Origin of the sequence: Streptomyces sp. NPDC002896 (genome assembly GCF_040295225.1) — a bacterium.
Taxonomy (GTDB): Bacteria; Actinomycetota; Actinomycetes; order Streptomycetales; family Streptomycetaceae; genus Streptomyces.
Genome location: NZ_JBEOVA010000020.1, coordinates 149,689 through 163,483 on the forward strand (window position 1 = coordinate 149,689; position 13,795 = coordinate 163,483).

15 protein-coding genes are annotated in these 13,795 nt (G+C 71.3%); 9 read left to right on the plus strand and 6 right to left on the minus strand.

Going from position 1 to position 13,795, the window contains the following annotated elements:
* Positions 1 to 2: 2 nt before the first annotated feature.
* Entirely contained in the window at positions 3 to 1,187 is a 1,185-nt protein-coding gene (gene pdhA / locus ABT009_RS31235) for a pyruvate dehydrogenase (acetyl-transferring) E1 component subunit alpha (protein ID WP_351302385.1), read from the minus strand.
* A gap of 121 nt (positions 1,188 to 1,308) precedes the next feature.
* On the opposite strand from pdhA, the gene ABT009_RS31240 reads away from it, so the two are divergent.
* Positions 1,309 to 1,809 carry an Lrp/AsnC family transcriptional regulator gene (locus tag ABT009_RS31240; RefSeq protein WP_351302388.1) on the plus strand — a complete coding sequence of 167 codons (501 nt, stop codon included), beginning with the start codon at positions 1,309 to 1,311 and terminating at the stop codon, positions 1,807 to 1,809.
* Between the two features lie 5 nt (positions 1,810 to 1,814).
* On the opposite strand, the gene ABT009_RS31245 is transcribed toward ABT009_RS31240, so the two are convergent.
* Together ABT009_RS31245 and ABT009_RS31250 are read right to left on the minus strand one after the other, a co-directional pair.
* Positions 1,815 to 3,566 (minus strand): aldehyde dehydrogenase family protein, encoded by a 1,752-nt coding sequence (locus ABT009_RS31245; protein ID WP_351302391.1) that lies wholly within the window; start codon positions 3,564 to 3,566, stop codon positions 1,815 to 1,817.
* 4 nt (positions 3,567 to 3,570) lie between these two features.
* Positions 3,571 to 4,617 (minus strand): histidinol-phosphate transaminase, encoded by a 1,047-nt coding sequence (locus ABT009_RS31250; RefSeq protein ID WP_351302394.1) that lies wholly within the window; start codon positions 4,615 to 4,617, stop codon positions 3,571 to 3,573.
* Positions 4,618 to 4,956: 339 nt separating this feature from the next.
* Here ABT009_RS31250 and ABT009_RS31255 point away from each other — a divergent pair, with 339 nt between their 5' ends.
* Complete coding sequence (locus tag ABT009_RS31255; RefSeq protein ID WP_351302397.1) at positions 4,957 to 5,643, plus strand: hypothetical protein; 687 nt, start codon at positions 4,957 to 4,959, stop codon at positions 5,641 to 5,643.
* 46 nt (positions 5,644 to 5,689) lie between these two features.
* Here ABT009_RS31255 and ABT009_RS31260 read toward each other — a convergent pair whose 3' ends face one another.
* Positions 5,690 to 6,490, minus strand: a complete 801-nt coding sequence (locus ABT009_RS31260; protein ID WP_351302400.1) for a class F sortase — start codon at positions 6,488 to 6,490, stop codon at positions 5,690 to 5,692.
* Positions 6,491 to 6,650: 160 nt separating this feature from the next.
* Positions 6,651 to 7,142, minus strand: coding sequence for a sortase (locus ABT009_RS31265; protein ID WP_351302403.1), 492 nt, complete (start codon positions 7,140 to 7,142; stop codon positions 6,651 to 6,653).
* A gap of 409 nt (positions 7,143 to 7,551) precedes the next feature.
* On the opposite strand from ABT009_RS31265, the gene ABT009_RS31270 reads away from it, so the two are divergent.
* The gene (locus ABT009_RS31270) at positions 7,552 to 8,307 is read left to right on the plus strand and encodes a DUF2470 domain-containing protein (RefSeq protein WP_351302406.1); all 756 of its coding nucleotides are present in this window, start codon (positions 7,552 to 7,554) and stop codon (positions 8,305 to 8,307) included.
* A gap of 189 nt (positions 8,308 to 8,496) precedes the next feature.
* Here ABT009_RS31270 and ABT009_RS31275 read toward each other — a convergent pair whose 3' ends face one another.
* Positions 8,497 to 9,345, minus strand: a complete 849-nt coding sequence (locus tag ABT009_RS31275; protein WP_351302408.1) for an alpha/beta fold hydrolase — start codon at positions 9,343 to 9,345, stop codon at positions 8,497 to 8,499.
* Between the two features lie 136 nt (positions 9,346 to 9,481).
* Between ABT009_RS31275 and ABT009_RS31280 the strand changes: the two genes are divergently transcribed.
* The 6 genes from ABT009_RS31280 to ABT009_RS31305 form a co-directional block, all read left to right on the plus strand.
* Positions 9,482 to 10,300 carry a PaaX family transcriptional regulator gene (locus ABT009_RS31280; protein WP_351302411.1) on the plus strand — a complete coding sequence of 273 codons (819 nt, stop codon included), beginning with the start codon at positions 9,482 to 9,484 and terminating at the stop codon, positions 10,298 to 10,300.
* 101 nt (positions 10,301 to 10,401) lie between these two features.
* Positions 10,402 to 11,298, plus strand: a complete 897-nt coding sequence (locus tag ABT009_RS31285; protein ID WP_351302414.1) for a sulfotransferase family protein — start codon at positions 10,402 to 10,404, stop codon at positions 11,296 to 11,298.
* Positions 11,280 to 11,711: a hypothetical protein gene (locus ABT009_RS31290; protein WP_351302417.1), complete on the plus strand. Its 432-nt coding sequence runs from the start codon at positions 11,280 to 11,282 to the stop codon at positions 11,709 to 11,711. The genes ABT009_RS31285 and ABT009_RS31290 overlap by 19 nt, the downstream gene beginning before the upstream one ends.
* Positions 11,708 to 12,928 (plus strand): glycosyltransferase family 4 protein, encoded by a 1,221-nt coding sequence (locus ABT009_RS31295; RefSeq protein WP_351302420.1) that lies wholly within the window; start codon positions 11,708 to 11,710, stop codon positions 12,926 to 12,928. Before ABT009_RS31290 ends, ABT009_RS31295 begins: the two co-directional genes overlap by 4 nt.
* The gene (gene cysC / locus ABT009_RS31300) at positions 12,925 to 13,473 is read left to right on the plus strand and encodes an adenylyl-sulfate kinase (protein ID WP_351302423.1); all 549 of its coding nucleotides are present in this window, start codon (positions 12,925 to 12,927) and stop codon (positions 13,471 to 13,473) included. Before ABT009_RS31295 ends, cysC begins: the two co-directional genes overlap by 4 nt.
* A 5-nt stretch (positions 13,474 to 13,478) precedes the next feature.
* Positions 13,479 to 13,795: phosphoadenosine phosphosulfate reductase domain-containing protein (locus ABT009_RS31305; protein ID WP_351302457.1), on the plus strand; the 317-nt coding region annotated here is incomplete at its 3' end.

Consider the following 13,795-nt stretch of genomic DNA (forward strand, 5'->3'; position numbering starts at 1 on the left):
CGTCAGTCCTCCTGGACCTGAAGTGCGGCAGATGCGGCGGTCCCGGCTTCGACCGTCCCGTCGATGGCGACCGTCTCGGCGGTTTCGGCCGCCTCTGCCAGCTCGGCCGCCAGCAGGGCGCGCTGCTCGCGCAGCTGCGGGGTCGGCTCTGCGTAGACGTGGTCGAACAGCTCCAGCGGGTCCCGTACGGACTCCGCGTTCATGCCCGCGCGCAGGTCCGCGGCAAGGGCCTCTGCCTCCACCCGCATCGCTGCGACGTCCTCGTCGGTGAGCGCGCCGCGGGCCCGCAGATATCCCTCCAGCCGGCTGAGCGGGTCGGCGGCGCTCCACCGCTCGACCTCTTCGTCGTCGCGGTAGCGGGTCGCGTCGTCGGCGTTGGTGTGCGCGTCCATGCGGTAGGTGTGCGCCTCGACGAGGAAGGGGCCGTGCCCGGCGCGCGCATGGGCGACGGCCTCGGTCAGCACCGCGAGCACGGCGACCAGGTCGTTGCCGTCGACCTGCTCGGAGCGCACCCCGTAGCCGACGCCCTTGTACGCGAGGGCGGGCGCCGCTGTCTGCCGGGCGAGCGGCACGGAGATCGCGTACTTGTTGTTCTGCACGAAGAACACGACCGGCGCGCGGAAGACGGCCGCGAAGTTCAGCGCCTCGTGGAAGTCGCCCTCACTGGTGGCGCCGTCTCCGACGAGGGCCATCGCCACGCCGTCCTCGCCCTTGCGGCGCAACGCCTCCGCCATGCCGGTGGCGTGCAGCACCTGCGTGGCCAGCGGGGTGCACTGGGGTGCGACACGGGTGGCGACCGGGTCGTAGCCGCAGTGCCAGTCGCCGCGCAGCAGGGTCAGCACCTCGAGGGGGTCGATGCCGCGGGTGACCAGGGCGACGGAGTCGCGGTAGGTCGGGAAGAGCCAGTCGTCCGGCCGCAGCGCGAGCACGGCGCCGATCTGGCAGGCCTCCTGGCCCCGGCTGGACGGGTAGACCGCGAGCCGCCCCTGTTTGGTGAGGGCGGTCGCCTGGGTGTCGAACCGGCGGCCGAGGACCATCCGCCGGTAGGCGTCGCGGAGCGCCTCGACCGGGGGCTCGGTGTATCCGGCCGGCGGCTTGACCGGGGTGCCGTCCTCGGCCACGAACCGCACCGGCGTGAGAGACGGCAGGAAGCCCTGGACCGTCTGTCGGAGGCTCTTCACGGACATGGAGCGCACTCGCCTTTCTCTGGACACTTGACAGGAGAATGGTCGTCACTACGAAATATGTGTTCAATGCTTCGGCCGAACTGGCGATGAACTGCCGAACCGAAACCGCCGGGAGAACAAAATGTCCGAGGAAGACTCCCCGCCGAGACCCGTGTCCGGACGAACTGCCGTCCCGCTCGACGACATCGACCGGCAGATCCTGAGCCGGCTCCTCCAGGACGGCCGGATGTCGGTCCGGGCGCTCGCCGAGCAGGTGCACATCTCGCGCGCCAACGCGTACACGCGCATCGGCAGGCTGATGGCCGAGGAGGTCGTCACCGGCTTCACGGCGCAGCTGAACCCGCAGCGCGCCGGTCTCGGCACGAGTGCGTACGTGACGGTGACGATCGACCAGAACGCGTGGCGCGACATCTCGCGCGAGCTGCGCAAGATCCCGTACGTCGAGCATTTCGCCCTCGTCGGCGGCGACTTCGACGTCCTGGTGCTGGTCCGTACGCCGGACAACTCGGCGTTGCGCCGGGTCGTACTGGAGAGCATCCAGGCGGTGCCGGGGGTGCGCTCGACCCGTACCTGGCTGGTCTTCGACGAAATGCGGGGGCCCGGGGCCGATTGGACCGCCTGACCGGGTCAGACGTCGACCAACCGACCGGCGGGACCGGGGTCCGGAAGCTGCACCATGGCCGGATCGGTGGCCGGGTCCAAGGCGGGATCCCAGGCTTGGCCCTGAGACGGATCCGGAGCCGGGTCGTGGCGCCGGGACCGCACCACCCGGAACCGCCCGGTGACGAAGTGGGCGCCGGCGGCGGGGAAGTCGGCGAAGGCCGACGACGGATCGGCGGGGAGGTCGTCGGCGAGGTTCTGCACCAGATGCACCCCGGCGTCCAGCGACGCCGTCTCCGCGGCAGCGAGCACCAGCGGGTCGGTGGAGTGCACCGCGGCGAACAGTGCGCCGCGGCGGCCCGCGGTGGCCCGGAAGAGCGCCAGGCTGTGCGAGGTCGAGTCGGTCCCCACCAGGAACGAGACCGGACCGGGCCACTCCCGCGCGTAGACCCGTTCGTCGCGCGCCCCGAGCCGGACGATGAGCGGGCTGCGCACCTCGGCGCCGGGATGGCCGGGATGGGGCAACCGCTGGGACGCGTGCACCACCGCGCCGTACCGGGAGGCCTCCGTCAGCCCCGCCCGCACCGTGTCGCCCGCGATGGCGCCCAGCAGCTTCGCCACGCGCGCCGGGTGCCCGAGCAGCCGGTCCACCGTCTCGCCGAGGTCGGCACCGAACTCCCGGAGGGTCTTGTGCCCTTCGTCGGTGTCGACGCCCGCCGCCGGCATCAGGATGTTCTGCGGCGTGGTGCGGACCGTGCCGCTGCACAGGCACAGGGAGAGAGCGAGTCCCCGCAGCAGGGCGCGGTAGTCGTGGGTGGAGTCGACGATGACGGTGTTCAGCCCGGTCCGGTTGGCGAACACGGCGGCCTGGCGGGCGTGTTGCTCCAGCCAGTCGGCGAAGCGCGCCGAGCCGGTGAAGTCGACGATCCGCACCTCCGGGTCGGTGGCGAGCCGCTGGTGCAGGCCCTCGCCGGGTTCTGCCACCGCCAGCGTCACGATGTCCGGGTCGTGACCGGCCTCCGCCAGCACCTCGCGGGCGATGCGTACGGTGATGGCGAGCGGCAGCACCGAGCGCGGATGCGGGGCCACGATCACGGGATTACCGGTCACGAGGCTGGCGAACATGCCCTGATACCCGTTCCAGAGCGGGTAGTCGGGGCAGCCGACGAGCAGCGACACTCCGCGTGGCACCAGCGTGCAGGTGCCCCGCATCGGCTGCGGCTGACTGTGCCTCCGGGTGGTCTCCCAGCGCATGTCCGCGGGGATGCGGGTGGACTCGGCGAAGGCGTGGGCGACGGTCTCCAGGGCGCGGTCCTGGGCGCGCGGCCCGGCGGCCCGGAACGCCGCCGCGAGCGGCTGCCCGGTGGTGTGGTGCACGGCGAGGGCCAGCTCGTGGCTGCGGGTGTTCAGCCGGCGGACCATCTCCAGCGCCAGCCCGGCACGTTGGTACGGGCCGGCGGCACGCCAGCCGGCCGTGGCCCACCCGGCCGCCGACACCAGGACGGCGGGATCGCTGCGCGGGTAGCCGATATCCATGTCCATGCCGTACGGCGATGACTCGGTGACCACCCGGCCGAGCCGGCCCGGCTGCTCGAGGCCGAAGGTCCGGCCCCGCAGGGAGCCGAAGACCTTTCCCGCGGTCCGTGCCGACCTCATGCCGGCTTCGGTGGCCTCGAGCCCCGTCCGCCGGGTGAAGGGCGCGTGACATTCACCGGTCGCGATGGCCCGTACCGCCTGCTGGAGCAGCTCACGATGCCGCTCGTAGGGACCGGGGCGCATGGCTTCAGCCTCTCCAGGTCGCCGCGAGGGCGAGGAACGCGTCGTTCTCCTCCGGCAGCCCGATCGTCACGCGGACGCCCTCGCCCAGGAAGGGGCGGACCACCACCTTGCCGTCGAGGCAGTGCCGGGCGAAGTCCGCGCTGTCGCCGGCCAGCGGCAGCCAGACGAAGTTGGCCTGGGACTGCGGCACTTCGAAGCCGAGCGCCCGCAGCCGCAGGGCCGTCCCCTCGCGTTCGGCAACCGTGAGCGCGGCCCGGCGGGCGACCTCCGGGCACTCGCCGAGGGCGACGACGGCGGCCTCCTGGGCGAGTGCGCTGACGCTGAACGGCACCTGCGTCTTGCGCACCTGGGCGGCTATCTCCATGGGTGCCACGCAGTATCCGACGCGCAGCCCGGCCAGTGCGTACGCCTTGGAGAAGGTGCGCAGGACCACCACGTTCGGCCGGTCGCCCAGCAGGCCGAGGGCATCGGGTACGCGTTCCGGGTCGGCGTACTCGCGGTAGGCCTCGTCGACGACGATCAGCACGTCCTGCGGTACGCGGTCCGCGAAGTCACGCAGCGCCCGCTCGCCGACCGCGGTGGACGTGGGGTTGTTGGGGTTGCAGACGAAGACCAGCCGGGTCCGGCCGGTGACAGCCGCGGCCATGGCGTCGAGGTCCAGGGTGTGGTCGCGCAGCGGGATCTTCACCGCCGTGCCGCCCGCCACCGCGGTGAGGATCGGGTACGCCTCGAAGGACCGCCAGCCGAAGACGACCTCGTCGCCGGGGCCGACGACCGAGTGCAGCAACTGCCCGCAGACCTCGGAGGAGCCCGCGCCCACCGCGATCCGGTCCGGCTCGACGCCGTGATGCGCGGCGATGGCCCGCACGAGGGCGGTGGCGCCCATGTCGGGATACCGCGAGACGCCGCCCGCCAGCTCCGCGAGCCTTCCGGCGACCCCGGGCAGCAGCCCGTACGGGGATTCGTTGCTGGCCAGGGCGGCTGCGCCGGGCGCCTTGCGGCCCGGGACGTAGGCAGGCAACTCCGCCAGGGACGAACGGACACGCACCATGCTCGACTCGCTTCTTCGCAGAGGGACCCGAAGCCGTGCCTCCGGGCACTTGACAGGAGAATCGTGAACAGAGGACGACAAACGTTCAACCATCTGCCTGATTCAGCGACAGACAGCCGAAATCGGGCGCGCAGATCGTCAATTCATCCCCTCGCCCGCCCGCTCGGGCCGCTCCCGCGAGACGGACTGCCCGAGAGCCGCCGCGCCACCGCGCCGGACGTTGATCACGAAACGGCGACATGGCGTTCTGCGCCACCCCGGCCGTCGGCACGGTGCGCGAAGACTGCTCCCCGGGCGCCGACCGAGGCGTGTCCAGCACACTTCGATCGAGGGGAGACCATGGCCAGGACCGGCCTCGCACACGGGACCTTGACGTCACTGGCGGCGGCTCTCGCGCTGCTGACCGCCGGCTGTTCGGGAACAGCCGACGGCGCGGAGCGCTCTGGTGCCGGCGGTTGCCGGGAGAACGGCGACCGGACGGCGAAGGAGCAGGCCCGATGGCTGCGGCAGACCGTGTCGTTCCCGGGGGGCACGACCCGTCAGGGCGCGGTCGCGCTGACCGGCTCACGGGACGCTGCCGACGACGTGCCGCTGTGTGCACCGGTCACCGTCCGTGTCGAGTTCTGGAAGCTCACCCTCACGACGGCGGGGACCGACGTGGCTTCCGTACAGCGCACACGGCTGCGCACCGACGGGCGCAGGGATCACAGCCTCAGCCTTCCTCCCACTCTGTCCGCCCGGCAACGCGACGTCTGCACCGGCGTCCTCATCGCGGCATACGTGGGCAAGCCGCTGACCGAGGCCGAACTGCCCGAGGACATCGGCCGGGCGGCTCTCGCCGGGTCCGCGGAGATCGCGTTCAGGTCCGATCGGGTCGCCGCGTACGAGCTGCTACCGCCAGCAGATCCGGGAGCGTGTGCGGCCGGGGAGACCGCGACCGACCGCCCGTCCACGACCAAGCCCCCGGCCACGACCACGACCAAGCCTCCGGCCACATCGAATCCGTGGGGCCTCTACCACCCGTGACCGACGGGCATTCCGGCCGGTCGGCATTCCGGCCGGTCGGCGTCTGCTACTTCACCGCGGTCAGCGTCGCGTACACCACGACGTTGCCCTGGTAGCCGGTGCGTTTGGTGTAACCGCCGCCGCAGGTGATCAGCCGGAGTTCGGGTCGGCCGGAACTGCCGTAGACCTTCTTGCTGGGGAACTTCTTCTTGTCGTAGAGCTCCACGGCGCGGACGGTGAACACGGCCGTGCGCCGGTCCGCCCGGCTGATGTCGATGGTGGCGCCCTTGGGCAGTGCGCCCAGGCCGTAGAAGACACCGGGGGCCCCGGTGGGTGTGTCCACATGCCCGATGGCGACGGCTGTCCCTGCCGAGCCGGGAGCCGTGCCGTCGCCGTACCAGCCGGCGAGGCCGGGTTTGGCCGGTGGCGGTGTCCGTAGTGCCCCTTTCGCGTCAAGGCCCAGTCGCGTCATGGCGGCGTTCACGCCGATGGCGGGGATGCGGAGCCGTACCGGATTCGCCGGAGGCAGCGGCTGGACGGCGAGGTGAGGGGCGGGACTGGTACGGGTGGCGGGACTGGTACGGGCGGCCGGAGCGGTACGGGTTGCGGAAGAGGTATGGGCAGCTGGAGCGGTGCGGGGGGCCGAGGCGGGGTGGGTGGGCGAGGGGTTGCCGGCGGACGAGGCGGCGTCGTCGGGCGACGGATCCGCAGAGGGGGCGAAAGCCTGAGCGGTCGAGGGTTGCGGCGGCCCGTCCTCCGATGCCCCGCTGATCAGCAGCACCGCACCCGCCAGCAGTGCGCACGCCAGAAGACCGACTGAAGGGATGAACGGGTCTCGGGAGGCGCTGGTGTTGTGCCCGGGTTCCATCGCGGTTGAGCCTTTGCTGCAGGGCGGGTGCTTCGTATCAGTTGGGGGCGGGGTCGGGGCGCGGGCCTCGCGGCCCCCGACCGATGCCGTGTCAGGGGCCGGTTCAGACCGAGTCGGACGGGAGCCGGGGCGGACGACACCCGTCGAGCCGACGCAGCGGTCAGGCTCGGTCGGCGTTCGTCCGGCGGCGCATCATGACCACACCACCGGCCGCGGCTCCGGCGACCAGCACACCGCCGAGGGCCAGCTGCGTGCTGCTGTCCTCGGGCGGCCCGAAGCCGGCGCCGACCGAACCGCTCGGGGGGCGGCCCGTGACCTGGTACGTATCTGTGATCTGGATCCGCGGTGGACACTTGAGGGTGATGGTGTCGCTGCCCGGTCTGGTCCCTTCCGGGATCTCGAACTGGCCGACTAGCTCTCCCGGGTAGTCGCCCTCGAAGAGGTGGAACTGCCCTCCCACCTCCGACCAGCCCTTGCCGTAGTCCACATCAGGGCCGCAGGCCTCGGTTGTGACGGTGACCGTGGAGCCCGGGGAAGCGCTCCATGGGTTGATCTGTACATCCGAACCATCGGCGGCGACAGCGACCGGGACCTGCAGAACGAGGGCACCGAGAACCAGGCCGATACCTGCACCGACGTGTGTGTAACGCATGAGAATCCTCCAACGGAGCATTGTCCGGCCTGACTGCGCGGCGCCTCTGCTGTGCTCCGTTCACGAGGCAACCGACAGTCCGTCAGCCCCGCAACATGACGGGTCGGCAGATCTGTCGCCCAGTCAGCCGCAGCGGCGTTCCCGCTTGATCGTTTACGCAGGTCACCGACGCAGGGGTCGGGATGGTGGAGGAAGCGCCGGAGGGGAGCGAACGGGGTACTGGTGCCTCGTCGGATCTGCCGGCCCCCGAAGCGCCGGCACAGCTGCCCCTACGGCTGCGACTGCGGCTGCGGCTGCGGCTGCGGCTGCGGCTGCGACTGCCACCGCCCCGGAGCGAGCCCCCAAGAAGAACGGCCCAATCTCCATAAGTTAGGTTAGCCTAACCTTGCTCGCTCTCCTTGGAGGTCCGATGAACCCCACCACCGCCTCCGCAACGGAACCGACCGCCGCGGAACGGATCCGTTCGGTACTGGTCCGCGCCGGGTCGCTGACCCTCACCACGGACGGGCACCGCTACGACCTCGTCGGCCTGCACCACGTGGACGGCAAAGGCCAGGTGAGGCTGCGGCTGCCCGCCGACGACCCGCTGGTGGCGCGAGCCGTGTGCGCGCCACGCGGCGCCCTGGCCGCACTGCTGGAGTTCACCGACGTCTCCCCCACCTCCGTCCGGGCCCGGGTGCGCGCCAAGGTGACGCTCTCGGGATGGCTCGCCCTGACCGGCGACACGGAGGACGACGGGGACGACGCGGACGACGCGGACGACGGCTCCAGCCTCCGCCTGGACCTCGCGCGCGCCACCCTCGAAACGGGGGAGGACATGGTGGTCGTCGGCCTGGACGAACTCGTGCTCGCAGAAGCGGATCCCCTGGCCGTCGAGGAGGCGGCCTTGCTGACGCATCTGGTCGACGCCCACCAGGACATGGTGACGAGGCTGGCCCGGCTGGCCGGCCCGCGGCTGCTGCAGGGGGTCGTCCGCGTGCAGCCCGTCGCCCTCGACCGCTACGGCATCACCCTGCGCTGCGAGTACGCCAGCGGCCACGGTGACCTCCGGCTACTCTTTCCCGAACCGGTGCGCGACCCCGCCCAGGCCGGGGACGGGATCCACCAGCTCCTCGCCGCCGCGCATGCCTGCCCGCACCGGCGCCGCACGTCGCCCCGCCCATGACGTCGCGTCAGCAGCCGCCTCGTCCGGACGGGCCGTACGACCACGTGGCGGCGATCATGCGCGCGGCTCCCCTGGCAGCTGCCCTGTACACGCCCCCTCAGAGCGACGGGCACGGCGATCCCGCGGCGGCGTCGGCAACCGCGCCGACACGGCGTACCGAAACCGAGCGTATGAAGCCGACCTGATGAATCAGGGGGACGCCGTCTCGCGCACGAAAGTCCGGATCGCGTCGGCGAGCCCGTCGGGGCGGTCCAGCGGGATCAGCGTGCGGCACTCGTCGAGCTCGACGAGGCGGCGCCCCCGGGGCAGCAGTTCCGCCAGCCGGCGGCCGTGTTCCGGCGGCATCATGCGGTCCTGCCTGCCCCAGACCACCAGGGCGGGACGGTCGTAGGAGCGCAGGCCCTCGGCCGCTTCGGACATCTCCGTCTTCCGCACGCCGCGCAGATAACCGACGAGCAGGCCGCGGGCTGCGCGGTCCCTGCGCAGCGGTTCGATCCAGCGGTCGATCAGGTCGTCCGGTACCGGCTTGTGGCCCATGATGGCGTATCCGGTGCCCGGGATCCGGCGTAACGGCCGGACGGCGAGGGCGCGCGCCATCGTCGCGATACCGCCGGGGATCCTGGCGGCCGCCGCCAGCATCGTGCCGCCCGCCCGAGGCGGATAGTTGTCGAAGGCCTCGCAGCCTGCGATGACCATCCGGCCGACGCGATCCGGCCGCTCGGCGGCCAGTTGCTGCAGCCGTCCGGCGTCGTTCTCGACGAACACCGCGTCGTCGCCCAGTCTCAGCGTGTCGGCGAACTCTCCGACGAGCAGGGCCATCGAGTGCGGGGTGAGCTGCACTCCGGGGCGCAGAGGCGTGCGGTGGCTGCCGTACGGGAGGGTCGGGACGATGCAGCGGAACTCGGGGCCGAGTGCGTCCACGACGTGGCGCCAGACCGTTCCGTCCTGCACAAGGCCGTGCAGCAGCACCACGGGGACGCCGTATCCCCCCGTGTCCTCGTACTCGATAGTGCCGACGCTGAGCTCGGTCTTCGGCATGACGGCCCCCATGTCGTCGTGTCCTGCGCCTGGTCCCCGAGGCGTCACCACGCTACCTCCGCCCGGTGCGGGCCGCCCCGTGCCGCGGCCGGAAGACCGGAGAGCTTCCGGGAGCCGGGGACCGTAGAGTGATCACGTGTCCGAGCAGCACACTCCGCGATCCCTGATCGTCACGTTCTACGGTGCGTACGGGCGGGACTTCCCCGGCCCCGTCCCGGTGGCCGAGCTGATCCGCCTCCTGGCCGCGGTCGGGGTCGACGCCCCGTCCGTGCGCTCGTCGGTGTCCCGGCTGAAGCGGCGCGGCCTGCTGGTCCCCGAACGCACCGGGACCGGCACGGCCGGATACGCGCTGTCGCCCGACGCCCGCCAGCTGCTCGACGACGGCGACCGCCGCATCTACCGGACGGAGCCGCCGCGGGCCGACGACGGCTGGGTGCTCGCCGTCTTCTCGGTCCCGGAGCAGGAGCGCCACAAGCGGCACGTCCTGCGCTCACGGCTGGCCGGACTCGGCTTCGGCACGGCGGCACCAGGCGTCTGGATCGCCCCCGCCCCGCTGTACGAGGAGACCCGGCACACACTCGAGCGCCTGCAACTGGCCCGGTACGTCGATCTGTTCCGCGGCGAGCACCTGGGTTTCGCGCCGACCGCGGAGGCTGCCGCCCGCTGGTGGGACCTCGCGGCCATCGCCAAGCTCCACGAGGAGTTCCTGGACCGCCACGAGCCGGTGCTGCGGGCGTGGCGGAAGCGGGCCGGCACCCCCACGGAGGACGCGTACCGCGACTTCCTGCTCGCGCTGGACTCGTGGCGGCGTCTGCCGTACGCGGACCCAGGGCTCCCCGCCGAGCTGCTGCCCCAGGGGTGGCCGGGGGCCCGGTCGGCGCAGGTCTTCCAGGAACTGCGGACCCGGCTGCGGGACGCCGGGAAGGAGTTCGTGCACTCGCATGAGGGCGCGTGACCGCTGAGCCCTGTGAGGCTTGGGTCACATTCTGAGTCGCTAAGTAAACCCTAAGGTTCCTTCGCCCCTCTTCTCAGAAAGCGCTCATACCATCGGGCCGCATGAGATTGCTGCCCAAGCTCAACCAGGCACTCGCATCGGCCACGGGCTACCAGGTCCGTCGCGCGGGAGGAGCGACCACAGCGCCTCCCAAGAAGGCGCAGGCGAGGAGCGCGCCACCGAAGAAGCGTCCCGACGTGCCGTTCCGATGTCCCGACGACCCCGAGGTCGACCGGCTGCTGCGGCAACCGGTCTTCATCATGTCGCCCGTGCGGTCCGGCTCCACGCTGCTGCGGATGCTGCTCAACGCGCACCCCCGCCTGCACGCCCCGCACGAGCTGCACATCCGCCGCCTCGAGGTCGGTTTCGGCAGCAAGCTCTCGGAGAAGGCGATGAGCGCTCTCGACCTCGAGCGCGGTGATCTCGAGCATCTGCTGTGGGACCGGGTCCTGCACCGCGAGCTGACGAGGTCCGGCAAGGACTTCGTCGTCGAGAAGACGCCGAGCAACGCCTTCGCATACAAGCGCATAGCCGCCTGCTGGCCGGACGCCAAGTTCGTGTTCCTGCTCCGCCACCCCGTGTCCATCGCGCGCTCCTGGCACGAGGCCGACCCCGAGAAGCGCACCTTCGACGAGGCCGCGGCCGACGCGCTGCGCTACATGAAGGCCGTCGACAACGCCCGCAAGGGCATCACCGGCGGCCACACCATCCGCTACGAGCAGCTCACCGAGGACCCCGAGGGGCAGCTGCGGGACCTGTGCACCTTCCTCGGCATCGACTTCGACGCCTCGATGCTCTCCTATGGCGAGCGCCAGGACGGCGACCTGGTCAAGGGCCTCGGCGACTGGCGCGACAAGATCCGCACCGGCCGGGTCCAGTCGGGCCGCGCGCTGCCCACGGAGGACGAGATCCCCGAGATCCTGCGACCGATGTGCTCGTCGTGGGGCTACGCCTCGTGAAGCCGCACGCCGAGGTAGCAGAGGTGTGGCCGCGGGACGGACGTATACGCGTCGTGGGCCGGCTGCACGGCCGGCGCGGGGACACCCGCGCGGACTGGCAGCTGCTGCTGGTCCGCAGGAGCGGCACGCAGGAGCAGCTGAGGTACGGAGCCCGGGTCGAGGGAGACCGCTTCGAGAGCGAGGTGCCGGTCGCGGACCTCGCCGCATACGACCCGGCCGGCATCGAGCAGTGGGATCTGCACCTCACCGACGGCGAGGTGAAGCTGCGGGCCGGGCGGCAGCTCGACGACATCCGCGGCAAGAAGAAAATCATGGTCTTTCCGGCGCAGCACGTGCCGGCCGCGCGCGGGACCCTCACAGTGCAGCCGTACTACACGGTCCAGGACAACCTGTCGCTGGAGTGCCGCGTATGAGACCCGGCATCAAGATCCGCTATCTGCTGCTGCACGCGTACGGCCGCGGCGGCACCATCCGCACCGTCATGAACCAGGCCAACTCGCTGGTGGCCGCGGGCTGGGACGTCGAGCTTGTGAGCGTGCTGCGCCGCCGCGACAAGGTGCAGTTCCCGCTGGACCCCCGGGTCACCGTGTCCACGCTGGTCGACCTGCGCGAGAGCGAACAGGAGCCGCCGCGGGGCCTGATGGCGCGGCTGCGAGAGCGGCGCCGGATCCGGCAGCTGGAGGCGCCCGCGCGGGAGATCCCGCGCGGCGAGTTCGGGTATCGCTACTTCAACCGGCACGTCGAGGACGCGGTCATCGCGTACGTGGCGTCGCTGCACGACGGCGTTCTGGTGACCACCAGGCCTGCCCTGAACTTCCTCGCCGCGCGGCACGCGACCGGCGGGGTGGTCCGGGTCGCGCAGGAGCACATGAACCACGGCACGCACCGGGCAGACGTCCAGCGGCGCATCGTGGAGTGCTATCCGGAGTTCGACGCGGTGGCCGTGCTGACCGAGCGCGACCGCCAGGACTACGAGCAGCTGCTGCCCGGCACGCGCGTCATCCGGATTCCGAATGCCGTTCACTCGCTCGACCAGATTCCGTCACGCCACGACTCCAAGATCGCGGTGGCGGCCGGGCGGCTCTTCCCGCAGAAGGGCTTCGACCTGCTGATACCGGCCTGGGCACGGCTCGTCGACAAGTACCCGGACTGGCAGTTGAGGATCTACGGCAGCGGCGAGAAGAAGGCGGAGCTGAGGGCCCTCATCGAGGAGCACCATCTCTACAACCACGTCTTCCTCATGGGGCACACAGACCGCCTCGACGACGAGCTCGCCAAGGCCTCCTTCTATGTGCTCAGTTCGCGCTTCGAGGGCCTTCCGATGGTGATGATCGAGGCGATGAGCCACGCCCTGCCCGTGGTCGCCTTCGACTGCCCGACCGGACCGGCCGACGTTCTCACGCAGGGCGTGGACGGGCTGCTGGTCCCGGCCGAGGACACCGACGCGCTGGCCGATGCCATGAGCCGTCTCATGGCCGACCAGGAGCTGCGCGCCGAGATGGGCTCGGCGGCCCTGTTGACGGCGGCCTCCTACGGCCCGGACGCCGTCCATCACCGGTGGGAAGCACTCTTCACCGAACTCCACGAGACCCGGCACCGCGACGGTGCCGCGAAAGGACTTCACGTATGACCACGGCACGGGCACAGGGAGCCACGATCTGGCTCACCGGCCTGCCGAGCGCGGGCAAGACGACGATCGCACGCGGGCTCGCGGGCCGGCTGCGGGCGGAGGGACACCGCGTGGAGGTCCTGGACGGTGACGAGATCCGTCGCTTCCTGTCCGCGGGCCTCGGCTTCAGCCGCGAGGACCGCAACACCAACGTGCAGCGCATCGGCCTGGTCGCCGAGGTGCTGGCGCGCAACGGCGTGCTGACGGTCGTCCCGGTGATCGCCCCTTACGCCGACAGCCGTGAGGCGGTCCGCAAACGGCATCAGACCAGCGACACTCCGTACTTCGAGGTGCATGTAGCGACGCCTGTGGAGGTGTGCAGCGACCGCGATGTGAAGGGCCTGTACGCGCGTCAGGCGGCCGGGCAGCTGAGCGGGCTGACGGGTGTCGACGACCCGTACGAGCCGCCGGTCGACCCCGAACTCGTCCTGGAGACGCAAGCCCAGACGCCGCAGCAGTCGGCGGACGCGGTGTACGCCGTGCTGGCGGAGAGGGGGCTGGTGTGAGCACCATGACGAGCTCCGTCGGCGCCACCAGCCCCGCCGGCGCCTTCAAGCTGTCGCACCTGGACGCTCTGGAGTCCGAGGCGGTGCACATCTTCCGTGAGGTGGCGGGCGAGTTCGAGCGGCCGGTGATCCTGTTCTCCGGCGGCAAGGACTCAATCGTCATGCTGCATCTGGCGCTGAAGGCGTTCGCGCCCGCGGCGGTGCCGTTCTCGCTGCTGCATGTGGATACGGGACACAACTTCCCCGAGGTCCTCGAGTACCGCGACCGTGTGGTGGCCGCCCATGGGCTGCGCCTCCATGTGGCCTCCGTACAGGACTACAT